At 71.1% G+C, this 27000-nt stretch carries 22 protein-coding genes; 13 read left to right on the top strand and 9 right to left on the bottom strand.

What is annotated here, in order from left to right; genetic code table 11:
* Nucleotides 1-32 precede the first annotated feature (32 nt).
* From N4G66_RS36250 to N4G66_RS36230, 5 genes are all read right to left on the bottom strand, one after another.
* Nucleotides 33-1790, bottom strand: coding sequence for an FAD-dependent monooxygenase (locus N4G66_RS36250; protein WP_261708557.1), 1758 nt, complete (start codon nucleotides 1788-1790; stop codon nucleotides 33-35).
* A 198-nt stretch (nucleotides 1791-1988) separates the two neighbouring features.
* Nucleotides 1989-2882 (bottom strand): amino acid ABC transporter permease, encoded by an 894-nt coding sequence (locus N4G66_RS36245; protein WP_261708556.1) that lies wholly within the window; start codon nucleotides 2880-2882, stop codon nucleotides 1989-1991.
* A complete protein-coding gene (locus tag N4G66_RS36240; protein WP_261708585.1) occupies nucleotides 2879-3547 on the bottom strand; it encodes an amino acid ABC transporter permease in 669 nt (222 codons plus the stop codon). The genes N4G66_RS36245 and N4G66_RS36240 overlap by 4 nt, the downstream gene beginning before the upstream one ends.
* Before the next feature lie 187 nt (nucleotides 3548-3734).
* Nucleotides 3735-4577: a glutamate ABC transporter substrate-binding protein gene (locus N4G66_RS36235; protein WP_261708555.1), complete on the bottom strand. Its 843-nt coding sequence runs from the start codon at nucleotides 4575-4577 to the stop codon at nucleotides 3735-3737.
* A 104-nt stretch (nucleotides 4578-4681) separates the two neighbouring features.
* Nucleotides 4682-5458: an amino acid ABC transporter ATP-binding protein gene (locus N4G66_RS36230; RefSeq protein ID WP_261708554.1), complete on the bottom strand. Its 777-nt coding sequence runs from the start codon at nucleotides 5456-5458 to the stop codon at nucleotides 4682-4684.
* A gap of 281 nt (nucleotides 5459-5739) precedes the next feature.
* On the opposite strand from N4G66_RS36230, the gene N4G66_RS36225 reads away from it, so the two are divergent.
* Together N4G66_RS36225 and N4G66_RS36220 are read left to right on the top strand one after the other, a co-directional pair.
* Nucleotides 5740-6426, top strand: coding sequence for a response regulator transcription factor (locus N4G66_RS36225; RefSeq protein WP_261708553.1), 687 nt, complete (start codon nucleotides 5740-5742; stop codon nucleotides 6424-6426).
* Between the two features lie 9 nt (nucleotides 6427-6435).
* Nucleotides 6436-7842 carry a HAMP domain-containing sensor histidine kinase gene (locus tag N4G66_RS36220; RefSeq protein WP_261708552.1) on the top strand — a complete coding sequence of 469 codons (1407 nt, stop codon included), beginning with the start codon at nucleotides 6436-6438 and terminating at the stop codon, nucleotides 7840-7842.
* Between the two features lie 159 nt (nucleotides 7843-8001).
* Here N4G66_RS36220 and N4G66_RS36215 read toward each other — a convergent pair whose 3' ends face one another.
* Complete coding sequence (locus tag N4G66_RS36215; protein ID WP_261708551.1) at nucleotides 8002-9000, bottom strand: TAXI family TRAP transporter solute-binding subunit; 999 nt, start codon at nucleotides 8998-9000, stop codon at nucleotides 8002-8004.
* A gap of 82 nt (nucleotides 9001-9082) precedes the next feature.
* On the opposite strand from N4G66_RS36215, the gene N4G66_RS36210 reads away from it, so the two are divergent.
* The 4 genes from N4G66_RS36210 (at nucleotide 9083) to N4G66_RS36195 (ending at nucleotide 13076) form a co-directional block, all read left to right on the top strand.
* Entirely contained in the window at nucleotides 9083-9547 is a 465-nt protein-coding gene (locus tag N4G66_RS36210; protein ID WP_261708550.1) for a pyrophosphohydrolase domain-containing protein, read from the top strand.
* Nucleotides 9548-9627: 80 nt separating this feature from the next.
* On the top strand, nucleotides 9628-10506 hold the full coding sequence (locus N4G66_RS36205; protein WP_261708549.1) for an alpha/beta fold hydrolase: 879 nt from the start codon (nucleotides 9628-9630) through the stop codon (nucleotides 10504-10506).
* A gap of 124 nt (nucleotides 10507-10630) precedes the next feature.
* The gene (miaB, locus tag N4G66_RS36200) at nucleotides 10631-12157 is read left to right on the top strand and encodes a tRNA (N6-isopentenyl adenosine(37)-C2)-methylthiotransferase MiaB (RefSeq protein WP_261708548.1); all 1527 of its coding nucleotides are present in this window, start codon (nucleotides 10631-10633) and stop codon (nucleotides 12155-12157) included.
* A 127-nt stretch (nucleotides 12158-12284) separates the two neighbouring features.
* Nucleotides 12285-13076 (top strand): class III extradiol dioxygenase subunit B-like domain-containing protein, encoded by a 792-nt coding sequence (locus N4G66_RS36195; RefSeq protein WP_261708547.1) that lies wholly within the window; start codon nucleotides 12285-12287, stop codon nucleotides 13074-13076.
* A 168-nt stretch (nucleotides 13077-13244) separates the two neighbouring features.
* Here N4G66_RS36195 and N4G66_RS36190 read toward each other — a convergent pair whose 3' ends face one another.
* Together N4G66_RS36190 and N4G66_RS36185 are read right to left on the bottom strand one after the other, a co-directional pair.
* The gene (locus N4G66_RS36190; protein WP_261708546.1) at nucleotides 13245-13508 is read right to left on the bottom strand and encodes an antitoxin; all 264 of its coding nucleotides are present in this window, start codon (nucleotides 13506-13508) and stop codon (nucleotides 13245-13247) included.
* 24 nt (nucleotides 13509-13532) lie between these two features.
* Nucleotides 13533-13823, bottom strand: coding sequence for a hypothetical protein (locus N4G66_RS36185; protein WP_261708545.1), 291 nt, complete (start codon nucleotides 13821-13823; stop codon nucleotides 13533-13535).
* A gap of 181 nt (nucleotides 13824-14004) precedes the next feature.
* Here N4G66_RS36185 and miaA point away from each other — a divergent pair, with 181 nt between their 5' ends.
* From miaA to hflX, 6 genes are all read left to right on the top strand, one after another.
* On the top strand, nucleotides 14005-14943 hold the full coding sequence (gene miaA / locus N4G66_RS36180; protein WP_261708544.1) for a tRNA (adenosine(37)-N6)-dimethylallyltransferase MiaA: 939 nt from the start codon (nucleotides 14005-14007) through the stop codon (nucleotides 14941-14943).
* Nucleotides 14944-15050: 107 nt separating this feature from the next.
* The gene (locus N4G66_RS36175) at nucleotides 15051-15590 is read left to right on the top strand and encodes a hypothetical protein (RefSeq protein ID WP_261708584.1); all 540 of its coding nucleotides are present in this window, start codon (nucleotides 15051-15053) and stop codon (nucleotides 15588-15590) included.
* A 371-nt stretch (nucleotides 15591-15961) separates the two neighbouring features.
* Nucleotides 15962-16831, top strand: a complete 870-nt coding sequence (dapF, locus tag N4G66_RS36170; RefSeq protein ID WP_261708543.1) for a diaminopimelate epimerase — start codon at nucleotides 15962-15964, stop codon at nucleotides 16829-16831.
* Between the two features lie 429 nt (nucleotides 16832-17260).
* Nucleotides 17261-19453, top strand: coding sequence for a RelA/SpoT family protein (locus tag N4G66_RS36165; protein WP_261708542.1), 2193 nt, complete (start codon nucleotides 17261-17263; stop codon nucleotides 19451-19453).
* A gap of 327 nt (nucleotides 19454-19780) precedes the next feature.
* Nucleotides 19781-21286: a M1 family metallopeptidase gene (locus N4G66_RS36160; RefSeq protein WP_261708541.1), complete on the top strand. Its 1506-nt coding sequence runs from the start codon at nucleotides 19781-19783 to the stop codon at nucleotides 21284-21286.
* Nucleotides 21287-21554: 268 nt separating this feature from the next.
* Nucleotides 21555-23051 (top strand): GTPase HflX, encoded by a 1497-nt coding sequence (gene hflX, locus N4G66_RS36155; RefSeq protein ID WP_261708540.1) that lies wholly within the window; start codon nucleotides 21555-21557, stop codon nucleotides 23049-23051.
* Nucleotides 23052-23526: 475 nt separating this feature from the next.
* Here the strand turns inward: hflX and N4G66_RS36150 are convergent, their stop codons facing one another.
* Nucleotides 23527-24756 carry a trypsin-like serine peptidase gene (locus tag N4G66_RS36150; protein WP_261708539.1) on the bottom strand — a complete coding sequence of 410 codons (1230 nt, stop codon included), beginning with the start codon at nucleotides 24754-24756 and terminating at the stop codon, nucleotides 23527-23529.
* Between the two features lie 447 nt (nucleotides 24757-25203).
* Between N4G66_RS36150 and N4G66_RS36145 the strand changes: the two genes are divergently transcribed.
* Nucleotides 25204-26676: a diaminobutyrate--2-oxoglutarate transaminase family protein gene (locus N4G66_RS36145; RefSeq protein WP_391858945.1), complete on the top strand. Its 1473-nt coding sequence runs from the start codon at nucleotides 25204-25206 to the stop codon at nucleotides 26674-26676.
* Nucleotides 26677-27000 lie beyond the last annotated feature (324 nt).

The following is a 27000-nucleotide window of genomic DNA, read 5'->3' as shown; positions in this document are numbered from 1 at the left end:
TCCGCCGTCGTTCAGCTCCCGCCCGTGGCCGTTCAGCGCCTGCCCGCCGTCGCCTCCGCGGCGGTCTCCGCCTGCGCCTGCGCCGGTCCGCCGAGGGTCGCCTCGGCCGCCTCGTACAGGTCGGCCGGGCGGACCCCGCCGAGCGCGGTGACCAGGTGTCCGTCGGGGCGGACCAGGAGCACGGTGTGCGCCGCCGCACCCGGGTAACCCTCCGCGACGAGCAGTTCGGCGGGGTGCGGCAGCGCGGTCACGGCGGCGGCGAGCCGGGGCATGATGCCGGCCGTAACCCAGTGCTTGCGCTCCCACACCCCCGTACCCGGAGCGATCAGCACGACGAGCAGGACCCCGCGCCCGAGCCGCTCCCGCAGCGGTACGAACGAGCCGTCCTCCGCGGTCACCCGCACATCGACGACCGGTGCGCCGGGCTCGGTGTCGACAGGGGCGTGCGACTCGACAGGCGGAGGCGTGAGCGGGGAGTCGGCGTACGCCCCCGGCGCGCCCAGCGGGCCGCGACCCAGGTGGCCGTCCGTGAGCAACGCGTCGTGACCCCGCGCGGACCCGGGGACATAGGCACGCAGGCCGCCGCCGCTCCGCAGCAGGGGCAGCGCCTGATCGGCGGCGCGCAGCCGGGCGGCGACCACGGCGCGCCGCTCCGCCTGGTAGCTGTCGAGGAGTGTTTTGTGCGGGCCGTGGTGCCAGGCCAGGGCCAGTTTCCAAGCGAGGTTGTCGGCGTCCCGCAGCCCTTCGTCCAGGCCCTGGGTGCCGAGGGCACCGAGCAGATGGGCCGCGTCCCCGGCGAGGAAGACCCGGCCGGCGCGCCATCGGCGGGCGAGCCGGTGGTGGACGGTGTGGACTCCGGTGTCGAGCAGTTCGTACGCGGGTGTGGTGCCTCCGCTCCAGGCTCCGAGGGTCTCCCGGATCCGCGCCACCAGCAGGTCGGGCGTGACCAGGTCCTTGCCCGGGGGCAGCAGCCAGTCCAGACGCCACACGTCCTCGGCGAGCGGGCGCGCGCTCACCTCGCCCGCGGAGGGGCCGGAGGTCCGCCACGGCGTCATCCGGTGCAGCAACGCCTCGCCGGGCCAGGGAAGTTCCGTGCGCAGGGCCGCCACGGCGTGCCGCTCGACGGCGGTACGCCCGGGGAAGCGGATGTCCTGGAGCTTGCGCACCGTCGAGCGCGGTCCGTCGCAGCCGACCAGGTAACTGCCGCGCCACCAGGTGCCGTTGGGGCCCCGGGTGTGTGCCGTGACGCCGGAGGTGTCCTGCTCGACGGAGTCGAGGCGGCTGTGCACGGCGACCTTGACGAGCCGCTCGTGGATGATGGCCTCGCGCAGGGCGCCGGTCAGCGCGTGCTGGGCGATGTGCAGCGGGGCGGTGAACTCCTCACCCTCCGCCGGGCCTTCCGCGCCCCGGGCAACGCCGGTGCCGCGCGCGGCGACGGCCCCCCGAGGACCGTCGCCCCACGTGGTCTCGGCGGCCCGGGAACCGGCGGCGCCGTTCGTGCTCTCCGCGCTCCCGGAGCTCTCCTCGCCGAACGAGATCGCGCGCGTCACCTGCTTGCGCCGCATCGACCGCCATCCGGCCCAACGGAAGCCGGCGTCGTCCAGAGGGAGACCTGTCAGCCGCTCGACGAGCGCGACCGTGTCCTCGCGCAGCACGACGGTCCGCGCGAGCCGCAGTTCGTCCTTGCCGGGCCCTTCGTCGAGCACCACGGAGGGGACCTCCTGGCGGGCCAGCGCAAGGGCGAGCGTGAGCCCCACGGGCCCTGCTCCGACGATGATCACCGGGTCCACGGCGCGGTGCCCCCTGCCCGGAGCTGTGTCCTGAGGGACGTACGGGAACAGGCAGGTGGAGCGGGGTGCACGATCACAGAACGTATGCAACCCATTGCCGCTGCTTGCGTCAAGTGACGGGGTCAGCGGCGATCATGCCACTGGCCCCGCCGGTCACACCGGTCGACTGTTCTTCGGACGATTCGTCGGACCGCGCGCCTATTCGCCGCCCCCACCCGCCCCCGTCGCCGCCGTACCGGCGATGGTCGCGTCGTTCGCGGAGAGCACCGCGCCGGTCGTCTTCTTGCCGCGGCGCAGCCGGCCCTCCAGCCAGGAGGCGAAGCTGGTGATCGCGAAGTTCACCACGATGAAGATGACGGCGACCACGATGAAACTCGGGACGACGTTGGCGTAGTTGGCCGCGAGCGTGCTGCGCGCGGTGAGAAGTTCCCCGTAGCCGATCATCACACCGCCCAGCGCGGTGTCCTTCACGATGACGACGAGCTGGCCGACGATCGCCGGGAGCATCACGGTGACCGACTGCGGCAGCAGGATGCTGGTCATCGTCTGGCCCTTGCGCAGACCGATCGCGTACGCGGCCTCGGTCTGTCCCTTGGGGAGCGCGAGGATGCCCGCCCGTACGACCTCGGCGAGGACCGAGGAGTTGTAGAGAACCAGCCCGGTGACGACCGCGTAGAACGGGCGGTCCTCGCTCGCGATGTTCGCGGACTTGGCGTAGAGCTCGTTCGCGAACAGCATCAGCAGCAGGACCGGGATCGACCGGAAGAACTCGACCACGGCGCCCGCGGGAACGCGCACCCAGCGGTGGTCGGACAGGCGCGCGATCCCGAGGACGGCGCCCAGCGGAAGGGCGATCACCATGCTGAGCGCGGCGGCCTTCAACGTGCCGACAAGCCCCGGCCACAGATACGTGCTCCAGGCGTCCGCCGTGGTGAACGGCTCCCACAGGGCCCATTTCAGCTGGCCCTTGTCGTCCATCGTCAGCCAGATCCACCACAGGAGCAGCGCGAGCAGGACGACGAAGACCACCGAGAGGAGCACATTGCGACGCTTGGCGCGGGGGCCGGGGGCGTCGTAGAGAACGGAGGTCATCGCTTCACCGCCAGTCGCTTGCCCAGCCAGCCGAGAATGAGGCCGGTGGGGAGGGTCAGGACCACGAACCCGAAGGCGAAGAACGCGGCGATGAGGACCGTCTGGGCCTCGTTCTCGATCATCGTCTTCATCAGGGTGGCGGCCTCGGCCACACCGATGGCGGCGGCCACGGTCGTGTTCTTGGTCAGCGCGATGAGCACGTTCGCCAGCGGGACGATGACGGAACGGAACGCCTGCGGCAGCACGACGAGCCGGAGGGTCTGCCCGAAGCTCAGCCCGATCGCGCGTGCCGCCTCGGCCTGCCCGACCGGCACGGTGTTGATGCCGGAGCGCAGCGCCTCGCAGACGAAGGCCGCGTGATAGCCGACGAGACTGAGCACCGCGAGCCGGAAACCCTGGAGATCGAAGTTGTCGGGCGCGCCGAGCGTGACACCGAAGATGTCCGCGAGACCGAGCGAGCTGAAGACGATGATGACCGTCAGGGGGATGTTCCGGACGATGTTCACGTAGGCCGTGCCGAACCCGCGCATGAGCGGGACCGGGCTGACCCGCATCGCGGCCAGCAGGGTGCCCAGGACCAGGGAGCCGAGGGCGGAGAAGACGGTGAGTTTCACCGTCATCCAGAACGCCCCTAGGACGTCATAACCTTGAAGAAAGTCGAACACGATCTCCCGCGCTTCCGGGTGGTGGCGTAATGGGCGGACGGGGTGGACGCGGTGTGCCGCCGCCGTGATCGCGGTGGGCGACGGCACACCTGCGCAGCCCCGCGGGAACCGCGGATCCCTGCGTTGCCCGAGGGTCCCTGCGTGACCTGGTGATCCCCTGCGTTACTCGACGATCACGTCCCCTGCGTCACTTGACGATCACGCCGATCTTCGGGGCCGGCTCGTACTTGTACTTCGCCGGGCCGAAGTTCTTCTCGACCGCCGTCTTCCAGGCGCCGTCGGCCACCATCTTCGTCAGCGCGGCGTTGATCTTCTTCTCCAGCTCGGTGTCGCCCTTCTTGATACCGACGCCGTAGTTCTCGTTGCTCAGCTTGAGCCCGGCGAGCTTGAACTGACCCTTGTACTTGTCCTGCGCGGCGAAGCCCGCGAGGATCGAGTCGTCGGTGGTCACCGCGTCCACGGCGCCGCTCTGCAGGCCCGCGATGCACTCCGAGTAGCCGCTGTACTTGCGCAGGTTGGCCTTCGGAGCGATGGAGTCCTTGACGTTCTGCGCCGAGGTGGAGCCGGTCACGGAGCAGAGCTTCTTGCCGTTGAGGTCCGTGCCCTTGGTGATGTCCGAGTCGGTCTTGACCAGCAGGTCCTGGTGCGCCAGCAGGTACGGGCCGGCGAAGTCGACCTTCTGCTTGCGCTCGTCGGTGATCGAGTAGGTGGCCGCGATGAACTTCACGTCGCCGCGGGCGAGCGCGTTCTCGCGGTCGGCGCTCTTGGTCTCGACGAACTCGATCTGGTCGGGGTTGTATCCGAGCTGCTTGGCCACGTAGGTCGCGACGTCCACGTCGAAACCGGCGAACGAACCGTCAGGCTGCTTCAGGCCGAGACCGGGCTGGTCGAACTTGATGCCGACCTTGATCTTGCCGCCGCCCGAGGGCGAGGACCCGCTGTCGTTCTTGTCGCTCGAACCGCACGCGGTGGCGGTCGCGGCGAGCGCGAGTACGGCGGCCGAGGCGGCGGCTGCCTTGCGGAGCTTCATGGTGAACATCCTTTGAGTAAGGGCGAAGTGCGTTCCGTCGGCGGGCGGGTGACGAGAGTGGTCCCCCGCGCGCGGGGATGTCAGGGTCCCCACGCGCGGGGACGTCAGTGGTGCAGGATCTTCGAGAGGAAGTCCTTGGCACGGTCGCTGCGCGGATTGCTGAAGAACTGGTCCGGCACAGCCTCTTCGACGATGCGGCCGTCGGCCATGAAGACGACCCGGTTGGCAGCCGAACGAGCGAAGCCCATCTCATGGGTGACGACGATCATCGTCATGCCGTCCCGGGCGAGCTGCTGCATGACTTCGAGGACCTCGTTGATCATCTCGGGGTCCAGCGCGGAGGTCGGCTCGTCGAAGAGCATGACCTTGGGGTCCATCGCCAACGCCCGCGCGATGGCGACGCGTTGCTGCTGGCCGCCCGACAACTGTGCCGGGTACTTGTCCGCCTGCGTGCCGACGCCGACGCGGTCGAGCAGCCCGCGGGCCTTCTCCTCCGCCGCCTTCTTGTCGGTCTTGCGGACCTTGATCTGCCCCAGCATCACGTTCTCGAGCACGGTCTTGTGTGCGAAGAGGTTGAAGGACTGGAAGACCATGCCCACATCGGCCCGCAGCCGGGCGAGCCCCTTGCCCTCCTGGGGCAGCGGCTTGCCGTCGATCCGGATGTCACCCGAATCGATCGTCTCCAGGCGGTTGATGGTGCGGCACAGGGTGGACTTCCCGGACCCGGAGGGCCCGATGACCACGACGACCTCGCCACGGGTGATCGTCAGGTCGATGTCCTGGAGCACGTGCAACGCGCCGAAGTGCTTGTTGACGCTCTTCAGGACGACCAGTTCGTCGGTCGCGGCCATGGCGTCCTTGGCCGCCGATACTTCGGTCATCGCTTTTGGGCTCCGTCCTCCTCGGTTTCGGAGGACAGTAGTAACGCCGCATGACCAGCGTCATTACATCTGAGGGGAACTTGAGCATCACGATCCGGTAGCAATCGGACACGTGTCGTAGCAGCCTGTACAGATGTGCGTACCGGCTGGGTAACGGAAGCCCCGGGCAACCCGAAGCCCCTTGACGCCGTCCTTGTCCATCGGCGTGACTTCCATGGTGCACGCGCGTGTACCGCGCTCATGAAACAGATCGTACGACCGATGAACCGGAGGGGGTCGGAATGAGACTGCTCCTCGTCGAGGACGACAATCACGTCGCCGCCGCCCTGTCCGCGGTGCTGGCACGGCACGGCTTCGACGTCACGCACGCACGCAGCGGCGAGGAGGCCCTGCGGGCGCTCGTCCCGGAGAGCGACGGCTTCGGTGTCGTCCTGCTCGACCTGGGACTGCCCGACCAGGACGGCTACGAAGTCTGCGGCAAGATCCGCAAGCGGACCGCCACGCCGGTGATCATGGTCACCGCGCGCGCGGACGTACGGTCCCGCATCCACGGCCTCAACCTCGGTGCCGACGACTATGTGGTGAAGCCCTACGACACCGGGGAACTGCTCGCCAGGATCCATGCAGTCAGCAGGCGCACCGCCCACGACGACGCGTCGGCCCCCGGCGAGACCATGCTGCTGCTCGGCTCCGTACGCATCGAACTCCCCAACCGCCAGGTCACCGTGGACGGTTCTGCGGTCCAGCTGACCCGCAAGGAGTTCGACCTGCTCGCGCTGCTCGCCCAGCGCCCCGGCGTGGTGTTCCGCCGGGAGCAGATCATCAGCGAGGTGTGGCGCACCAGCTGGGAAGGAACCGGGCGCACCCTGGAAGTGCATGTCGCGTCGTTGCGCTCCAAACTGCGCATGCCGGCGCTGATCGAGACCGTACGCGGCGTCGGGTACCGGCTCGTCGCCCCGGCTTCGTAGCGGGCACGGGTGCGCACACGTCTTCTCCCGCTGCTCATCGTCCTGATGGCAGCCGTGCTGCTCGCGCTCGGTGTCCCGCTCGCGGTGAGTGTCGCGGCGGCTCAGCAGCAGCGCGTGGTCGTCGACCGCATCGACGACACCGCACGCTTCGGGGCCCTCGCCCAGTACGTCACCGAGCCCCCGAGCAGCTCCCAGGGGGGCTTCCCGGACGAGCGAGGCGAGACCCTGCGCACCGAACTCGCCCGCTACTACGAGGTGTACGGCATCCGGGCCGGCGTCTTCTACCGCAACGACAAGCCCATGGCCAACGCACCGGACAACTGGCTCCTGCCCAAGGCGGGTGTGGCCCGCGACGCCTTCAACGAGGCGCTCGTCAGCCGCCGCAGCCACGACCCCGAACAGGTCTGGCCCTGGCAGCAGCGCCGTCTCGTCGTAGCCTCGCCCGTCATCAGGGACGGCGACGTCATCGCCGTCGTCGTCACCGACTCGCCCACCGGGCAGATGCGTTCCAAGACCCTGCACGGCTGGCTGATCATCGGCGCGGGCGAGATCGCCGCGATGCTCCTGGCGCTCGGCGCCGCGCTGCGCCTCACCGGCTGGGTGCTCAAACCCGTGCGCGTCCTCGACGCCACCACCCACGACATCGCGACCGGCCGCCTCAAGTCCAGGGTCGCGCCCGCCGGCGGACCTCCCGAACTCCAGCGCCTGGCCCGGTCGTTCAACGAGATGGCGGACAACGTCGAGGACGTGCTGGAGCAACAGCGCGCCTTCGTCGCCGACGCCTCGCACCAACTGCGCAACCCGCTCTCGGCGTTGCTGCTGCGCATCGAGCTGCTCGCCCTCGAACTCCCCGAGGACAACGAGGAGATCGCGTCGGTCCGCACCGAGGGCAAGCGTCTCACCCAGGTGCTCGACGACCTGCTCGACCTGGCGCTCGCCGAGCACGCCGAGGCCGATGTGCGCCTCACCGACATCGGCGCGCTGGCCGCCGAGCGCGTGGCGTCCTGGCAGCCGGTCGCCGAGAGCAGGGGCGTGCGACTGGCGGGGAACTGTCCGCCCACCACCGCGTGGGCCGACCCCGTCACGCTGTCCAGCGCCCTGGACGCCGTGATCGACAACGCGGTCAAGTTCACACCCGAGGGGGAGGGCGTCGAGGTGACGGTCGCTTCGAACGGGGAGTCCTCGACCGTCGTGGTCACCGACGGCGGCCCCGGCCTCGGCGACGAGGACCTGGCCCGCATCGGCGACCGCTTCTGGCGCAGCGCGGTCCACCAGAACGTCAAGGGCTCGGGTCTCGGCCTCTCCATCTCGCGGGCCCTGCTCGCCGCGGGCGGCGGCTCCATCGCGTACGACCGCCACGAACCGCACGGCCTGCGGGTGACGGTGACGGTACCGAGGTCGGGGCCGGTGACCTGAGGGATCACGCGGGAGCGCGTCGCACCGTGGGGCGGCCTGTGCGGGAACGGGTGGCCCGCCCAGGCCTCGGCCACCGGTGGCACCGAGGCGTCGGCGGCCGGTGGAGCTGTGGCTTCGGAGCCCGGTGGCGCCTCTCGGCTTCGGAGCCGCGGAGTACGGCTACGGCTTGATCGACCGGTAGTAGCGGCTCGCGCCCTCGTGCAGGGGCAGCGGGTCCGTGTAGATCGCAGTGCGCAGGTCCACCAGCTGGGCCGCGTGCACCACACCGCCGATCCGGTCGCGGCTGGTGATCACCGTGCGGGTGAGCTCCTCGGTGAGCTTCGCGTCCGCGTCCTCACGGGTGATCAGGTAGTTGGCCACGGCCAGGGTCTGCACGGGGGAGCCGCGCTGTGCCTCGGGATAGGCGTCGGCGGGCATCACCGCGGACCGGTAGTAACGGGAGGCGCCGCCCTGCTCGTGCAGCTTCTCGACGAGGTCGCTGCCGATCGGCACCAGCCTGATGTCGTCGGTCTTGGAGAGGTCCACCACGGCGTTCGTCGGCAGGCCGCCCGACCAGAAGAAGGCGTCGATCTTGTGTTCCTTGAGCAGGTCGGGCATGGTCGCGATGCCGTCGTCGAGAGGCTCGATGTCCGTGTCGGGGTCCAGCCCCGCCGCCTCGAGCACATGGTTCGCGATCAGCCGCACCCCGGAACCGCTCGGCCCGAGGGCGACCCTCCGGCCCTTCAGGTCCGCCACGGACCGTACGGACGACGAGCGCGGGACCACCAGGTGCACATAGTCGTCGTAGAGCCGCGAGCAACCGCGCAGCCGGCCCGATCCCGGCTTGTTCTGGAGGATGTACGTCTCCACGGCATCGGCCGCCGCGATGGTGTAGTCGGCCTCGCCCGTGGCCACGCGCCGGACGTTCTGCTGCGATCCGTCGCTCTTCTTCAGCTGGACGTCCAGGCCCGGCAGGTCCTTGGCGATGGCGCCCTGGAGGAGCTTGCCGTACATCTGGTAGACCCCGGTCCGGGTGCCCGTGCTGAAGATGATCGTCCCGCTCGGGGACTCCTCGCCCAGCGGCAGCAGCCACCACAGCAGCAGGCCGACGACCGTGAGAGCGGTCGCCGAGCCGAACAGCGCGCGGCGCCGGCCGATACGGGGGAGTGCCTGGAACATGCGCGCGATCCTGCCAGCCCCGGGCGGTCCTGGCCAGGGCCGGTCCCGCAAGGGGGTTCCGGCGGATCGGTAGGCTCGCCGAATGCAGCCGTCCTCCCCGTCGCGGGTCCCGCCGTCCACCGCTCCGGTATCTCCCGGCTCCCCGGCACCTTCCCCGGCTTCCCTGGTCCGTGCGTTCCATCTCGCCTTCGGCCTCGACGTCCGCGGCACCCCGGCCGAGGTCTCCCCGGAGCTCGCCGCACACCGCGGAGAGCTGCTGGCCGAGGAGGCGGCCGAGGTCGCCGAGGTCTCGGTCGACGGCCCGCTCGACCGGCTGGCGCACGAGCTCGCCGACGTCGTGTACGTGGCGTACGGCACGGCCCTCGTCCACGGGATCGACCTCGACGCGGTGATCGCCGAGATCCACCGGGCCAACATGACGAAGCTGGGCCCCGACGGGCACATCACCCGCAGGGCCGACGGAAAGGTTCTCAAGGGCGAGCACTACCGGGCACCGGACGTGTCGGAGGTGCTGCGGCGGCAGGGATGGAGCGCACCGGACGCATGACCCCCCGGGGCGCCCCGACGGGGAAGCCGCACGGCCGCCGTCACCGTCGGGGCGCTTACCAGCGACGACCAGGAGAGCGCATGAACCAGCCGGACGAACTCGATCTGCCCGTCGAGGGCGGAACCCTCCGTGTCCTGCGGTTCGGCAGGGGACCGCGGATCGCTCTCGCGGCACACGGCATCACCGGGTCCGGGATGGCCTTTCGTGCCATGGCCGCTCGACTCCCCGAAGAGTGGAGCCTGTTCGCACCCGACCTGCGGGGCCGCGGCGGCAGCGCCGGCACCCCGGGCCCGTACGGTCTCGAACGGCATGCCAAGGATCTGTGCCGCCTGGCGGAGGACCTGGGCGCGGGCGGGCCGGTCGCCCTGACCGGGCACTCGATGGGCGCGTACGTCGCGCTGCGCGCGGCCGCGCGCCAGCCCGGGCTGTTCGACCGGCTGCTGCTCGTCGACGGCGGTCTGCCGCTGCCCGTGCCGCCCGGCGCCGACCTCGACGCGATCCTCGACGACACCCTCGGCCCCGCGCTGGCCCGCCTCGGTCGGACCTACGAGACCGACGTGGCCTACGTCGACTTCTTCCGCGCGCATCCGGCGCTCGGCCCCTACTGGAACGCGGACATGGAGGCCTACGTGCGCTACGACGTCACCGGCCCCCGGGGAGCCCGGCGTTCGAAGGCGCGCGAGGAGGCCGTACGGCACGACGGGCGCGATCTGCTGACGTCCGCCGACCTGTTCGCCGCCGACCTCACAGGGCTCCGCGTCCCCGCCCTGCTGCTGCACGCGCCGCTCGGACTGCTCGGACAGGAGCCGCCCATGCTGCAGGCGTCCGTCGTCGAACGCTGGACCGGCCGGTCCGGGAGCCTCCCCGCCGAGCTGACCGAGGGCTCCAACCACTACACGATCCTGCTCGGAACCGCCGCGAGGACGGTCGCGGACCGGTTCGTCGGCCTGGGCGGGTGATCAGCCTCACCTCACACGCCGGGTACCGGAGGCCGTACGTCGCGTGACGGGTGACGGGCAGCCGGGGACGGGTGCAAAGGCTCCGGCGTCCGGACGTACTCCCGGTACCGCCTACCCTTGTCACATGAGCAGCGGCGACCGGAGTCAGGCAGTGGACGTTCAGGAATCCAAGACGTACGAAGTGCGCACCTACGGGTGTCAGATGAACGTCCATGACTCCGAACGGCTCTCCGGGCTCCTCGAGGACGCCGGTTACGTGCGGGCGCCCGAGGGCTCGGACGGCGACGCGGACGTCGTCGTCTTCAACACCTGCGCCGTACGCGAGAACGCCGACAACAAGCTCTACGGCAACCTCGGCCGCCTCGCCCCGATGAAGACGAAGCGCCCCGGCATGCAGATCGCCGTCGGCGGCTGCCTCGCCCAGAAGGACCGCGACACCATCGTCAAGAGGGCGCCCTGGGTGGACGTAGTCTTCGGCACGCACAACATCGGCAAACTGCCGGTCCTCCTGGAGCGCGCCCGCGTCCAGGAAGAGGCGCAGATCGAGATCGCCGAGTCCCTGGAGGCCTTCCCCTCCACGCTGCCGACCCGCCGCGAGAGCGCGTACGCGGCCTGGGTGTCGATCTCCGTCGGCTGCAACAACACCTGCACCTTCTGCATCGTCCCGGCGCTGCGCGGCAAGGAGAAGGACCGCAGGACCGGCGACATCCTGGCCGAGATCGAGGCACTGGTCGGCGAGGGCGTCTCCGAGATCACCCTGCTCGGCCAGAACGTCAACGCGTACGGCAGCGACATCGGCGACCGCGAGGCCTTCAGCAAGCTGCTGCGCGCCTGCGGGAAGATCGAGGACCTGGAGCGCGTGCGCTTCACCTCGCCGCACCCGCGCGACTTCACCGACGACGTCATCGCCGCCATGGCGGAGACGCCGAACGTGATGCCGCAGCTGCACATGCCGATGCAGTCCGGATCGGACGTCGTCCTGAAGGCGATGCGCCGCTCGTACCGTCAGGACCGCTTCCTCGGGATCATCGAGAAGGTCCGGGCCGCCATCCCGCACGCGGCGATCACCACCGACATCATCGTGGGATTCCCCGGCGAGACGGAGGAGGACTTCGAGCAGACCCTCCACGCGGTCCGCGAGGCCCGTTTCTCGGCGGCGTTCACGTTCCAGTACTCCAAGCGCCCCGGGACCCCGGCGGCCATCATGGAGGGGCAGATCCCCAAGGAGGTCGTCCAGGCGCGCTACGAGCGTCTCGTCGCCCTCCAGGAGGAGATCTCCTGGGGTGAGAACAAGAAGCAGGTCGGCCGCGTCCTGGAGCTGATGGTCGCCGAGGGCGAGGGCCGCAAGGACGGCGCCACCCACCGTCTCTCCGGCCGCGCCCCGGACAACCGGCTGGTCCACTTCACGAAGCCCGACGAAGAGGTCCGTCCCGGCGACGTGGTCACCGTCGAGATCACGTACGCCGCTCCGCACCACCTGCTCGCCGAGGGCGCCGTCCTGGACGTGCGCCGCACGCGCGCGGGGGACGCCTGGGAGAAGCGCAACGCCGCCGAAGCCGCCAAGCCGGCGGGCGTCATGCTGGGCCTGCCGAAGATCGGCGCCCCGGAGCCGCTGCCGGTCGCCGCGGGCAGCGGCTGCGGCTGCGACTGACGGACCGGGACGGCAGCGGGACGCCGAACGCCCGTCGGGCGGGCGGTGGCGTGTTCACGCCCGCACGTCCACAGAAACGGAGTGGGGCCAGGGCAGATCGTCGGGGTGCGGCGTTACGCTGCGGCTCATGCTTGTAGCCGCCGCAGTCTGCCCCTGCCCTCCGCTGCTCGTCCCCGACGTCGCCGCCGGAGCGGCACCCGAACTGGACGCCGCGCGCGCGGCCTGCACGGACGCGCTGGGCGTGCTCGCCGCCTCCCGTCCCGACCTGCTGGTGGTCGTCGGCCCCGCCGACGAGAGCGGTCGCGGACCGTATCCCGAGGGCACGCGCGGTTCCTTCAGCGGCTTCGGGGTCGACCTCGGCGTATGCCTCGGCCGCCCGGCCGCGGCGCGCTTGAACCCCGGCGGGGCGAGCCTGAACCCCGGCGGGGCGAGCCTGAACCCCGACGCGGCAGGGGCGAGCCCCGATGCCTCGGAGCGCGAGCTGCCGCCCTCCCTCGCCGTCGCCGCCTGGCTGCTGGAGCGCACCGGCTGGTCCGACGCCCCGGTGGAGGGGCTCGGAGTCGGAGAACCCCTGGAGGCCGAGCGGTGCGTCCGGGCGGGGGAACACATCGGCGGGCGGGCCGGGCGGGTGGCCGTGCTGGTGATGGGTGACGCCAGCGCGTGCAGGACGCTCAAGGCGCCGGGCTATCTCGACGAGCGTGCGGCGGGCTTCGACGCGGAGGTGGCGCGGGCGCTCGGGGCGGCGGACGTCGCTGCCCTCAAGTCGCTGGACACCTCGCTGGCGTACGAGCTGAAGGTCGCGGGGCGCGCCCCCTGGCAGGTCCTCGCGGGCGCGGCCGAGGGCGCGGGGCTCGGCGGCGCCCTGCTCTACGACGACGCTCCGTACGGGGTGGGATACCTGGTGGCGGCCTGGTCGTAGGAACCGGAGCACGAGCATGGCGGCTCGGACGATTCGTCGGCCGTAACCGCCCGGATGAGGCGTCAGCCGTGTACCGGCTCGGACCTGCGGTCAGGCACGGCGGCCCGACACGGGGACGGCCGGAAGCAGCCTGAGCGCTTCGCGGCCGTGCGCCGATGTGCGGGTTGTTCAGGACGTCCGAGGCGGGGCCGGGATGTCCGGCGGGCTCGCGGCTCCGCCGCCGTCCTTGTGCGCGAGGCGGTCCATGGCGTCCTTCGCCTTGCCCGTGCCCGTCTGGATCTTGTCGCTGTACTTGTGCCCGGTCTTCTCGTCGACCACCTTCGCGGCCTTGTCGAGGCCGTGAGTGACCTTGTGCCCGTGCTGCTGCGCGAGCCCGGAGACCTTGTCCTCGGCGGGCTCCAGCCTGGCTTTCAGATTGTCCATCAGACCCATGGTTCGCCTTCCCTCGCGGGGCGGTTACGTGGGGGAGCCCTTGCCGGCCTCGTTGTCGGCGGCCTGTTCGGCGGTCTGCTGCTTGGGGATGTCGACGTCCTCGGTGGTGACGGCCCCGGCGGTCCCCGCCGTCGCCTCGCCCTCGTTCACGGGCGAGTCCTTCGTCTCGGACGAACCCTTCGCCTCCGTCGTCACCTCCGCCTCCGTCGTCATCTCCGCCTCGGCGGCGACCGGCTGCGCGGCGGCCCGCACCTCGGCGGTCGGTGCCTTCTCCGTAGCCCTTGACCTCCGGAGAAGTCGTTCAAAAACGCCCATATCCGCTCCATACGTTCTCGTGGGGGCGACATTCCGCGTTGCCCGGTGCGTCCCATTGCGTCATCCGGGTCACCGGTTCTCGAAACCGGCGGCTGGAACCTCGCAAGGGGGAACGAACCCGGACCCCTGGCGTCACGTAGCTCGTTGGAGAAGAGGTCCCCGGGTTTGCGAGACTGGGGCCGTGAGTAGCGCACCCCCCACCCCCCGGGTCATCGCCGTCGTCGGACCGACCGCGGCAGGAAAGTCCGATCTGGGCGTTTTCCTCGCCAGGCACCTCGGAGGCGAGGTGGTCAACGCCGACTCCATGCAGTTGTACCGAGGGATGGACATCGGCACCGCCAAGCTGACGCCCGACGAGCGCGGCGGCGTCCCGCACCACCTCCTGGACGTCTGGGACGTGACGGTCACCGCGAGCGTCGCCGAGTACCAGCGGCTCGCCCGCGCCCGCATCGACGCGCTGCTCGCCGAGGGGCGCTGGCCGGTCCTGGTGGGCGGCTCCGGACTCTACGTCCGCGGGGCCGTCGACAAGATGGAGTTCCCCGGCACCGACCCCGAGGTGCGCGCCCGCCTGGAGGAGGAGCTGACCCTGCGCGGTTCCGGGGCCCTGCACGCGCGGCTCGCCATGGCCGACCCCGGGGCCGCCCAGGCGATCCTGCCCAGCAACGGCCGCCGTATCGTCCGCGCCCTCGAAGTCATCGAGATCACCGGCAAGCCGTTCACCGCCAATCTGCCCGGCCACGAGTCCGTGTACGACACCCTCCAGATCGGTGTCGACGTGGCGCGCCCCGAGCTCGACGAGCGCATCGCGCGCCGGGTGGACCGGATGTGGGAGGCCGGGCTCGTGGACGAAGTCCGCACTCTGGAGGCGCACGGCCTGCGCGCGGGGCGCACGGCGTCACGCGCGCTCGGGTATCAGCAGGTCCTCGCGGCGCTCGCCGGGGAGTGCACCGAGGACGAGGCCCGCGCCGAGACCGTTCGCGCCACCAAGCGCTTCGCGCGCCGTCAGGATTCATGGTTCCGGCGCGACCCCAGGGTGCATTGGCTCAGTGGGGCTGCGGCGGATCTCACAGAACTTCCGGAACTCGCACTGGCGTTGGTCGAACGACCGGTCACAGCCTGATCACGTCATGGCATCGGGACGCTCCGGCCGCCATCCGGGCCTCCGGTGCCGTGCCATCATCAAGCTTCGATCGACCAGTGAAGTCCGAGTTGGGAGGGCGCGTGGCGATGGAGGCCGGCCCTCGCGACACTGCACGAGGCACTGAGTACGGTGCTGATCCGGACGGAGTTCGTCTGAGCATCGATCCGGACGCCGATCCCGGCGTCGAGCCGGAGCTGGGCGGAGAGCGTCTGAGCTCCGACGGCCCCGAGGACACCCCCGGAGGGGTGATCGCCGACGGCCCCGAGCCCGGTGCGATGTCCCCGGAGCCGGAGGTCGAGGTCGAGCTGCGCCCGCAGCGTCTGCTGCGCATCTGGCAGCTCGCGCCCATCATCGCGCTGGCCGCGACGGGCTCTCTGATGTTCGCCTTCCCGCTCGCCTTCGAGTTCGGTGACGGCGGTGCCGTGGTCGCCATGCTCGGGCTGCTGATCTGCCTGTGCGCGGCCGGCTGGGGCATGATGGCCGCCCGCCGGGTCGGCTACGCCCTGCCCGGCCTTCCGCCGCGCGGCTCCGGACGACGCGCCGACTGGCGGGTGGTGATCGCGTACGTCGTGGTCGTCGCCGCGGTCGCCGTGCTCGCCGTGTGGCGCGTGGCCCGACTGCGCTGACCCCACGGGCCGGTGTCCACCAGGACATGGGCCCGGTCCGGGTCCCTCGCCCGGCACGGACGGGCGTGACGAACCGACACCGCCAGGTGTGGACGAGTGGGGGGTCGTAGCCGACTGGGCCCGGCGCTGACGGGACGGCCGTAGCCGCCTGTGCCTGGTGCCGGTGCGGACGAGGGTGTCGTGCCGACGCCGTCCGACGCTGACGCTTGTGTCCCAGCGACCTCGTCCGGGTGCGGCCGGGACGGGCGTCGTAGCTCCTCGGCCCGGCGTGGACGGGAGTGCCGTGCCACCTGGGCCGGCGCTGACCGGAGTGTCGCGCTGCCCCGCCCCGCGCCGGCCGGACTGTCGTACCGACCCCGTACGATCGAGGAATGAGCACGCGGATCGCCTTCCTCAAGGGGCACGGGACCGAGAACGACTTCGTGATCATCCCGGACCCGGAGAACGTCATCGACCTTCCTCCCGCCGCTGTCGCCGCCCTGTGCGACCGCCGCGCGGGCATCGGCGGCGACGGGCTGCTGCACGTCGTGCGGTCCGCCGAGCACCCCGAGGCCAAGGGGATGGCGGCCGAGGCGGAGTGGTTCATGGACTACCGCAACGGCGACGGCTCGGTCGCCGAGATGTGCGGCAACGGAGTGCGTGTGTTCGCCCGCTACCTCCACCGCGCCGGTTATGTGGCCGAAGGTGACAGCGCGATCGCCACGCGCGGGGGCGTGAAGCCCGTGCACATCGCCAAGGACGGAGATGTCACCGTCGGCATGGGCAAGGCGCTCCTCCCCGAGGGGGAGGTCACGGTGAGCGTCGGCGAGCGCAGCTGGCCCGCGCGCAACGTGAACATGGGCAACCCGCACGCCGTCGCCTTCGTGGACGACCTCGCGCACGCCGGGAACCTGTTCACGCCGCCGCCGTTCACCCCGGAGTCGGCGTACCCGGACGGGGTCAACGTCGAGTTCGTGGTCGACCGCGGGCCACGCCATGTCGCCCTGCGGGTCCATGAGCGCGGCTCCGGCGAGACCCGCTCCTGCGGCACGGGCGCGTGCGCCGTGGCCGTCGCCGCGGCCCGCCGCGACAACGCCGACCCCGCCGTGACCGGCACCCCGGCGACGTACACCGTCGACGTGCCCGGCGGACGCCTGGTGATCACCGAGCGCGCGGACGGCGAGATCGAGATGACGGGCCCCGCGGTGATCGTCGCCGAGGGCGAGATCGACGCGGAGTGGCTGGACGGCACCCTGCGCTGAGCCGCGCAGCGGGGCCGGCGCGCTCGGCCTCACTGCCGACACGCTCCCTCTCCGCACACCGGCCGCGAAGTCGTACGCCTGCGCCGGTCCGACGGCACGCGAATACACGGCTGCACGGACACGGGGCCGGCTGCACGAATACGGGATCGGCCGCAGCGGTTCGACGGCGGCCGTACAGGTTCGATGCTGTTCGGCGTCACTGGTCGGACGTCGTACGTCCATGCCGTCCGTTCCAGGAGTTCGAAACTGTAAACCCCAAAACCTTCGCTCGAATGGGTGATCCGTTTCACGCTCGGCGAGAGGCGGTCAGCCGGGCGTGGTGGGGTCGGTAGCATCAAGCACCGGCCCGGACGGGGGATCGACACCATCCCCTGAGCCGAGTACGCCATGGGGCACCCGTCCGCCGGTCTTACGCAGCCGGAGGTGCCCATGAGTGCGGAGGCGACGAATCCCGCGACGCCAGGCCCTGCAACGCCCGCCCCCCAGCGCTCGGCGCCGCTGGAGCCGGCGGTGCCCCCGGCGTACCGTAGGAAGTCGCGTCCCCGGATCGACCTGCGCCGGCTGGGACGGGCCGCACTGCTCGGACCCGCGACCCGCGACCGGCTGCCGGACGCGATCGGGCATGTGGCCGACGCCCACCGTGCCCACCACCCCGACGCCAAGCTCGAGCCCCTGCGCCGGGCGTACGTGCTCGCGGAGTCCTCGCACCGCGGCCAGATGCGCAAGAGCGGCGAGCCGTACATCACGCACCCGCTCGCCGTGACGCTGATCCTCGCCGAACTCGGCGCCGAGACAACGACGTTGACCGCATCTCTGCTCCACGACACCGTCGAGGACACGGAGGTGACGCTCGATCAGGTACGGGAGCAGTTCGGCGACGAGGTCTGCTATCTGGTCGACGGCGTCACCAAGTTGGAGAAGGTCGACTACGGCGCCGCCGCCGAACCGGAGACCTTCCGCAAGATGCTCGTCGCGACGGGCAACGACGTCCGGGTGATGTCGATCAAGCTCGCGGACCGCCTGCACAACATGCGGACCCTCGGCGTCATGCGCCCCGAGAAACAGGCGCGGATCGCCAAAGTGACCCGGGACGTGCTGATCCCGCTCGCCGAGCGCCTCGGTGTGCAGGCACTCAAGACCGAACTGGAAGACCTCGTCTTCGCGATCCTGCACCCCGAGGAGTACGCGCACACCCGGGAGCTCATCTCCGAGAACGCGAGCCGCGACGGCGACCCCCTCGCGGAGATCGCGGAAGAGGTACGCGTGGTGCTGCGCGATGCCGGGATCCAGGCCGAAGTCCTCATAAGGCCACGGCACTTCGTCTCCGTGCACCGGGTGTCGCGCAAGCGCGGCCCGATGCGCGGCGCCGACTTCGGACGTCTGCTGGTGCTCGTCAACGAGGACGCCGACTGCTACGGCGTCCTCGGCGAACTGCACACCTGTCTCACCCCGGTGGTGTCGGAGTTCAAGGACTTCATCGCCGTCCCCAAGTTCAACCTGTACCAGTCGCTGCACACGGCCGTCACCCGCGGTGACGGCCAGGTCGCCGAAGTCCTCATCCGCACACACCAGATGCACAAGGTCGCCGAGGCCGGAGTCATCGCGCTCGGCAATCCCTACGCTGCGCCGTCGGATGATCAGCCGGACGGCGGCGGGGGCCCCTTCGACGGCGAGCGCGCCGACCCCACCCGCCCCGGGTGGCTCTCCCGGCTGCTCGACTGGCAGCAGGGCGCCCCGGACCCGGACACGTTCTGGTCGACGCTCCGCGAAGACCTCGCCCAGGACCGCGAGATCACCGTCTTCCGCGCCGACGGGGGCTCGTTGGGCCTTCCGGAGGGCGCCAGTTGTGTCGACGCGGCGTACGCGCAGTACGGCGAGGACGCGCACGCCTGCATCGGCGCCCGCGTCAACGGCCGCCTGGCGACGCTGAGTACGGTCCTGAAGGACGGCGACACCGTTCAGCTCCTCATGGGCCAGGATCCCGCCTCCGAGCCGTCCAGGGAGTGGCTGGAGCACGCCCACACGGCCGCCGCGCGGATCGCCATCCAGCGCTGGATGGCCACGCACCCGGCACCCGGCGACGAGGAGGCGTCCAGAACCTCCGCCACGGGCCCCAGGCCGTCCGTCGAGGCCCCGGCCCGCCCCGCCGAGGCGCAGGTCACCCGCCCCGCCAGTGCCGTCGCCGACCCGCCCAGCGCGTCCGTACGCATGGCCGGCTGCTGTACGCCCGTACCGCCCGACGAGGTGACCGGCTTCGCCGTCCGCGGGGGAGTGGTCACCGTGCACCGCGTGGAGTGCGCCGGAGCGGCGCGCATGAAGAGCGCAGGGCGCCCCGAGGTCGGCGTGCGCTGGGGGGACACCACCGAGTGCCGCGTCACCCTGGTCGCCGAGTCCTTCGGACGCCCGCATCTGCTCGCCGACCTCACCGAAGCCATCGCGGCGGAGGGCGTCGCCATCGTCTCCGCGACCGTCGAACCCCCGAGCCAGCAGCGCGTGCGCCACACCTACACGCTCCAACTCCCGGACGCGGCCCGCCTCCAGGTCCTGATGCGCGCGATGCGCAATGTGCCCGGCGTGTACGACGTGAGCCGGGCCCAGCATCCGGCGACGGCAGCCCAGTAGACACCGGGCGACGGCGGCCCCGGAGACACCGGGCGACGGCGACTCGGTAAGTGCCGGACGATGGCGGCCCGGTGGACGTCGGGCGGCGGCGGCCCTGTGCCTACCGGACGCCGGCGACCCGGTAGGCACCGTACGAATGTAGCCCCGGGGCACCGGCCGACGACGGCCCGCTGGGCAACAGGCGACGGCGGCCCGGCCGACGTCGGATGCCGGGCGCCCGATGCCGGCTCCGCGCGCTGGCCCCAATGAGTCTCCGGACCGACCCGTTCGGGTGGGCCGGACGCGAGTCGTCAGCGCGGGACCGGCGCGCGCTGATAGCGGTGGTCCATGCCGCTCAACCCCACCCCCACGCCCGCACGCCCGAGGAGCCGCCGCGTCACGGCGGCCCTGCTCTCCTCGGCCGTATCCGTCTGCCTGATCGCCGCGAGCGCCCCGGATCCGGCCGTGCCCCTGGGGGTCGGTGACCGCCTCTTCCCCACCCTCGGCAACCCCGGGTACGACGTCGAGTCGTACGACCTCGACTTCGTCTACCGCGGCAGCAACGACAAGCCGCTCACGGCCGTCACCACGATCGACGCCCTGACCACCGCCCCGCTCGACCGCGTCAACCTCGACTTCGCGCACGGCACGGTGCGATCGGTCGAGGTCAACGGAGCCTCGGCCGGCTTCGCGAAGGCCGGCGACGACCTGGTGGTGACGCCGGCCGAACCGCTGCCCGCCGGGAGTCCGCTGCGTATCACCGTGCGTCACACCAGCGATCCGGTCAGCGCGAAGGGCCAGGACGGCGGCTGGGTACGGACCAAGGACGGGCTCGCGATGGCCGGCCAGGCCGACGCCGCGCACCTGGTCTTCCCGTGCAACGACCACCCCTCCGACAAGGCGATGTTCACCATCCACGTGACGGCCCCCGACGCGTACACGGCCGTCGCCAACGGTCTGCCCGAGGGCACCCACCGGGCCCGGGGGGCCACGACCTGGACGTACCGGACCGAGCACCCCATGGCCACCGAGCTGACCCAGGTGTCCGTCGGCCGCTCCGCCGTGCTGCACCGGCAGGGGCCGCACGGACTGCCCGTACGCGATGTGATCCCCCGCGCCGACCGCGCGGCGCTCGAACCGTGGCTCCGCAAGACCCCCGGCCAGATCGCCTGGATGGAGAGCAAGGTCGGGCGGTACCCCTTCGAGACCTACGGGCTGCTGATGGCCCAGGCGCAGACCGGCTTCGAGCTGGAGACGCAGACGCTCTCGCTCTTCGAGAAGGAACTCTTCACCGAGCCCGCGTACCCGAAGTGGTACGTCGATTCGATCATGGTGCACGAGCTGTCGCACCAGTGGTTCGGCGACAGTGTCACCCCCCGCGCCTGGTCCGACGTGTGGCTCAACGAAGGGCACGCCACCTGGTACGAAGCGCTATACGCGGAGGAGAAGGCGAACAAGCCCATGGAGAAGCGGATGAAGGCGGCCTACCGGCTGTCCGATTCCTGGCGCGCCACCGGCGGGCCGCCCGCGAAGCCCAAGGGACCCAAGCCCGGCCAGAAGATCAGCATCTTCCGGCCGAACGTCTACGACGGCGCGGCCCTGGCCCTGTACGCGCTGCGCCAGGAGATCGGCCGCCCGGCCTTCGAGCGCCTGGAGCGGACATGGGTCGGCGTCAACCGCGACGGCGTGGCCTCGACGGCCGACTTCGTGGACCTCGCCTCCGCCGTCGCGGCACGCGATCTGAGCGGGTTCTTCAAGGCGTGGCTGTACGACGAGAGGACACCGCCGATGCCGGGGCACCCGGACTGGAAGAGCGACGCCCCGAAGGCACGCAAGGCACACAGGAGCGCGTGAGGAAGCGGCGCCCGCGGGCCCCTGAACCGACGGGGCCTGGCGCACGACGGCACCCCGCGGGAGTGATGCCCGCGGGTGTCCGGCGGGTCCCGATAAGTCGCGTGACGAGACAGGCCGTACCGTGCGACCATCTTCGAGCCGGCGGCGCGGTGGCCCCTTCGGAGGGTTGGCCCGGCCGGAACCGGGAATCTCCCGGTGGCCTCGGGCGTTGTTCTCTGTGACGGACGACATTCGTCGGTCCGGCTCTCCCCAGCTACGTAAGGATCCAATGACCTCCTCTTCTTCCCCTTCCCAGGACGCGCAGGGTTCCGCGCAGAACTACCCCGAAGGTCTTCGGGCCGATGCCCTGATGGAAGAGGACGTCGCCTGGAGCCACGAGATCGACGGAGACCGGGACGGCGAGCAGTTCGAACGCTCCGAGCGCGCGGCGTTGCGCCGTGTGGCGGGCCTCTCCACCGAGCTCGAGGACGTCACCGAGGTCGAGTACCGCCAGCTCCGCCTGGAGCGGGTCGTCCTCGTCGGTGTCTGGACCACGGGGACCATCCGGGACGCGGACAACTCGCTGGCCGAGCTGGCCGCGCTCGCGGAGACCGCGGGAGCGCTCGTGCTCGACGGCGTCGTCCAGCGCCGTGACAAGCCCGACGCGGCCACGTACATCGGTTCCGGCAAGGCCAACGAGCTCCGGGACATCGTGATCGAGACCGGCGCCGACACCGTGATCTGTGACGGTGAGCTGAGCCCCGGCCAGCTGATCCACCTCGAGGACGTCGTCAAGGTCAAGGTCATCGACCGTACGGCCCTGATCCTCGACATCTTCGCCCAGCACGCCAAGTCCCGAGAGGGCAAGGCGCAGGTCGCGCTCGCGCAGATGCAGTACATGCTGCCGAGGCTGCGCGGCTGGGGTCAGTCGCTGTCCCGTCAGATGGGCGGCGGCAAGGGCGGCGGCCTCGCCACCCGTGGTCCCGGTGAGACCAAGATCGAGACGGACCGGCGCCGCATCCGCGAGAAGATGGCGAAGATGCGCCGGGAGATCGCGGACATGAAGACGGGCCGCGAGATCAAGCGCCAGGAGCGCCGCCGCAACAAGGTGCCCTCGGTCGCCATCGCCGGTTACACCAACGCCGGCAAGTCGTCGCTGCTCAACCGCCTCACAGGCGCGGGCGTCCTCGTCGAGAACGCGCTGTTCGCGACCCTCGACCCGACCGTGCGCCGGGCCGAGACCCCGAGCGGGCGGCTGTACACGCTGGTCGACACGGTCGGCTTCGTACGCCATCTGCCGCACCACCTGGTCGAGGCGTTCCGCTCCACCATGGAGGAGGTCGGCGACTCCGACCTGATCCTGCATGTGGTGGACGGTTCGCACCCGGCTCCGGAGGAGCAGCTGGCCGCGGTGCGCGAGGTCATCCGTGACGTCGGCGCGACCAAGGTGCCCGAGATCGTCGTGATCAACAAGGCGGACGCGGCGGACCCGCTGGTCCTCCAGAGGCTGATGCGGATCGAGACGCGCTCCATCGCGGTCTCGGCACGCACGGGCCAGGGGATGGACGAGCTGCTCGCGCTGATCGACAACGAGCTGCCGCGTCCCTCGGTCGAGATCGAGGCACTCGTGCCGTACACGCACGGTAAGCTGGTCGCCCGCGCCCACACCGAGGGTGAAGTGCTCTCCGAGGAGCACACCGGGGAGGGCACGCTGCTCAAGCTGCGGGTCCACGAGGAGCTGGCTGCGGACCTCGCTCCGTACGTCCCGGCGCCCGCGCTCCGGTAAGCACTTCGGCAGGCAATCGCTCCGGATGCACGAAGGCCCGTCCCCTGCACGAGGGGGCGGGCCTTCGCCGTTCGACGCGCGTACGTTTCGGCGGGTGTTCGTACGCCCGTACGGGCTCGGGCTGCCTACCGGCCGCCGTGCTCCTTGCTCATCCGCTCGTGGAGCGGCTGGGCGCCCTCGCCCAGCCGCGGTCCCGCCGGTCAGATGTGACCGGCCGGGCCGATCGAGGTGTTCGAGACGAGTTCGGTCCCGCCGTCGGCCATCCAGAACCAGCCGCCGCGGGACGAGCCGCCGGTCTGGGACGGCTTCCCAGGGAGCCCGCCCGAACACGAAACCCCACGGTGTCCGCCTGGTTGAGGACGGACCTGCCGTCCCGGCCGAGGACGGACGGCGGCGGTCCGGAGGCAGTTCCCGTGCCCCGTCCCACCGCCGTCCGCCGTCCGCCGTCCGTCCGAAACCTGTTACGTCGTGCGCGTCACCGTCCGGCGTACTTCGCGCTGACCGAGTCGTACACACCCTTGGCGACATCGCCCAGCCGCGGACCCGCCAGCCAGCCGAACTTGACCGGGCCGATCGAGGTGTTGGACACCAGCGCCGGCTTGCCGTCCGAACCCGTGGCCACCCAGCCGCCGCCCGAGGAGCCGCCGGTCATGGTGCAGCCGATGCGGTACATCGTCGGGTCGGCCTGCGCGACGGACAGCCGTCCCGGCTTGTCCGTGCACTGGTACAGCTTCTGGCCGTCGAACGGCGCCGCGGCCGGGTAGCCGGTCGCCGTGATGCTCGACACCTTGGGAACGGCCGGAGCGTTGAAGTTCACCGGCAGGGCCGAACCCACGGTCTCCTCGAGGGACTTGCCGCCACTGCCCTTCTCCGGTGTCACATGCAGCACGGCGTAGTCGTACGAGGCTCCCTGGCCGCCCGTGGAACCGCCCCGCTCGATCCACTGGTCAGAGGTCTGCGCCCAGTCGCTCCACCAGACGCCGTACGGAGCGACCTCCGCACGCGGGGCGCTCTCCAGCTCCGCCGCCGTCCTGCCGGAGTCGTTGTACGAGGGCACGAAGGCGATGTTGCGGTACCAGCCGCCCTTCTTGCCCGCGTGCACGCAGTGGCCCGCGGTCCACACCAGGTTGGACTTGCCCGGGTGGGCCGGGTCCTCGACCACCGTCGCCGAGCAGACCATCGTGCCCTCGGGGGAGTCGAAGAACACCTTGCCCGCCTCGGGCACGTTGGCGTGGTAGGACGTCTTCACGGCCTGCGCCGTCACCGGGGCCGGTTCCGGGTCGGTGACGCCCTGGTCACCCGTGAGGTCGGCGTTGTCGACGCCCTTGTTCTTGTCGGGGTCGTCGGCGCCGCGCATCCGGGCCGGATCCCAGAGGCCCTTGATGATCGGGTTGATGAAGTCGTCGGCCTGGCGCAGCCATTCGTCCCGGTCCCAGTTCTTCCAGGCGCCCTTCTTCCATTTGTCGACATCGATGCCGTGCTCTTTGAGCTTGTTCTTGATGTCGTCCGGGATCTGGATCTTTCCGTCACCGCCCTGGGACGCGGAGGCGGTCGGCCCGCCGCTCGCCGTGTCGCTGCCCGAGTCACAGGCGGTGGCCGTCAGGGCCAGGGCCGCGGCGAGCCCGACGGCGGCCAGAGCGGGGGACGTTCTGCGGCGCGCGCTCCTGCCTCGACGGGCGGCGAAGGGCGGGCGTATGGATCGCATGGTGTAACTCCCCCTGAGCGTATGGGAACTGTGCGGTGCGTCTGCGGGTGCCTGAGCGGTTCGTCCGGTACGACCGAACGGCATCAAAGACTATGCGGTCGCTGTGCGGGACGTCCGACGGAACGGCAACGGTTCAGCTACGGGGGGTGCGTCCGCCGGACCTGCTGTCCTGGCGGAACGTCATCAATGGCCACGCCGGGCGCCGTACCCCTGACCGCGGTCCGATGCGGGGCCTGCCGCCGTGCCGGGGCCTGGCCAGGGCGGGGCGGGGCGGTAACGGTTCCGGCCGGCAAGGAACCCGCAAGGAACGCGCGAGGAACCGGCGAGGAACCTCGAATTCACCCGCTTCCCAACGCGAGCGGCGTCGTTGGTAGGTACGGGGGGCCTGACGCCTGCGTTCGGACCCTCTTGCCAACTCGCCTCTGGACAGCGGGAGGACCTGAAGTCGTGGCCGTGACCGAGTCAGCGGTGGTGCCGGTGGGGGCGCATGGGGAATCCGAGGGGGCGCGGGATGGCGGCGCCGGAGCGGCCGAGCGGGCGCGCGCGGCGCACGAGGGGATTCTGCGGCGCCAGTCGGCGCGCGAATCGGCGGCACGAACCTACGCGCGTGCCCTTCCGATCGTTCCCGTGCGGGCCCGCGGGCTGACGATCGAGGGCGCCGACGGGCGCCGCTACCTCGACTGCCTCTCCGGAGCCGGGACCCTGGCCCTCGGGCACAACCATCCCGTCGTCCTGGAGGCGATCAGAAAGGTCCTCGACTCGGGGGCGCCCCTGCATGTCCTGGACCTCGCGACACCGGTCAAGGACGCCTTCACCACCGAACTGTTCCGCACGCTTCCCCCGCGATTCGCCGAGCGCGCGAGGGTCCAGTTCTGCGGACCGGCCGGGACGGACGCCGTGGAGGCCGCGTTCAAACTGGTGCGCGCGGCCACCGGCCGCACCGGCATGCTCGCGTTCACCGGCGCCTACCACGGGATGACCGCGGGCGCGCTCGAAGCCTCCGGTGGCGCGACCGACGTACGCGTCGCGCGACTGCCCTATCCACAGGACTACCGCTGTCCGTTCGGTATCGGCGGCGAGCGCGGCGCCGAACTCGGCGCGCGCTGGACGGAGTCCCTCCTCGACGACACCAAGTCGGGCGTACCGATCCCCGCCGGGATGATCTTCGAACCCGTCCAGGGCGAGGGCGGGGTCATTCCCGCGCCGGACGCCTGGACACGGCGGATGCGCGAGATCACGGCGGCCCGGTCCATCCCGCTGATCGTGGACGAGGTCCAGACGGGCGTGGGCCGGACCGGCACCTTCTGGGCGGTGGAACACAGCGGGATCACCCCGGACGTGATGGTCCTGTCGAAAGCCATCGGCGGCAGCCTGCCGCTGGCCGTCGTCGTCTACCGCGACGACCTCGACGTCTGGCAGCCCGGTGCCCACGCCGGCACGTTCCGCGGCAACCAACTGGCCATGGCTGCCGGTACGGCCACCCTCGCGTACGTCCGCGAGCACGGCCTGGCCGAACGCGCGGCCACCGTCGGGGCCCGCATGATGGCCCAACTGCGCTGTCTCGCGGCGGAGTTCCCCTGCATCGGCGACGTGCGCGGCCGCGGCCTGATGATCGGCCTCGAACTCGTCGACCCCGAAGGGCCACCGCATCCCACCCCCGACGGCCTCACCCCGGACGGACCCCGCCCCGCCGCCCCCGAACTCGCTGCCGCCGTCCAGCGGGAGTGCCTGAGCCGGGGCCTGATCGTGGAACTCGGGGGCCGCCGTTCGAGCGTCGTACGTCTCCTTCCTCCGCTGACGATCAGCGACGAACAGACGTCCGCGGTGCTCGACCGGCTCGCGGACGCGGTGAGCGCGGTGGCACAGGGGGAGCACCGACGGGGGCGGGGCGGGGCACGGGGTGCCGACGGTCCGCGGTGACGGCCGCCTCGGCACGGGGCGTACGCCTTCGGGCGGGACTCACCGGAACCTTGGCCGGCGGATGTCATGGCCTCGGCGCGCGTTCGTCGGCGATGGACCGCCCCAGCCGATTCCCGTCCTCCTCCACGGTTTCCGGCGGCGTCGTCTCCGCACTCCCGGTCCGTGTCGTCTCCGCAGTCCACACCGGCGTCGCCTCGGCCTTCTTCCCCACCGGCGTCACCACCGCCGTCCCCTTCCCGGCGACAGCAACCGACCAGGAACGCCAAGAGCCCAACGCATCCCGGTTCCGCCCCGGTTCGTCGCCGAACGAGCCCGAACGACCCG

Origin of the sequence: Streptomyces rhizosphaerihabitans, assembly GCF_025399795.1 — a bacterium.
In the GTDB taxonomy this organism is placed as follows: Bacteria; Actinomycetota; Actinomycetes; order Streptomycetales; family Streptomycetaceae; genus Streptomyces; species Streptomyces rhizosphaerihabitans.
Note: the sequence above shows the minus strand (reverse complement) of the source record. Positions and strands in the feature narration are given on the sequence as shown.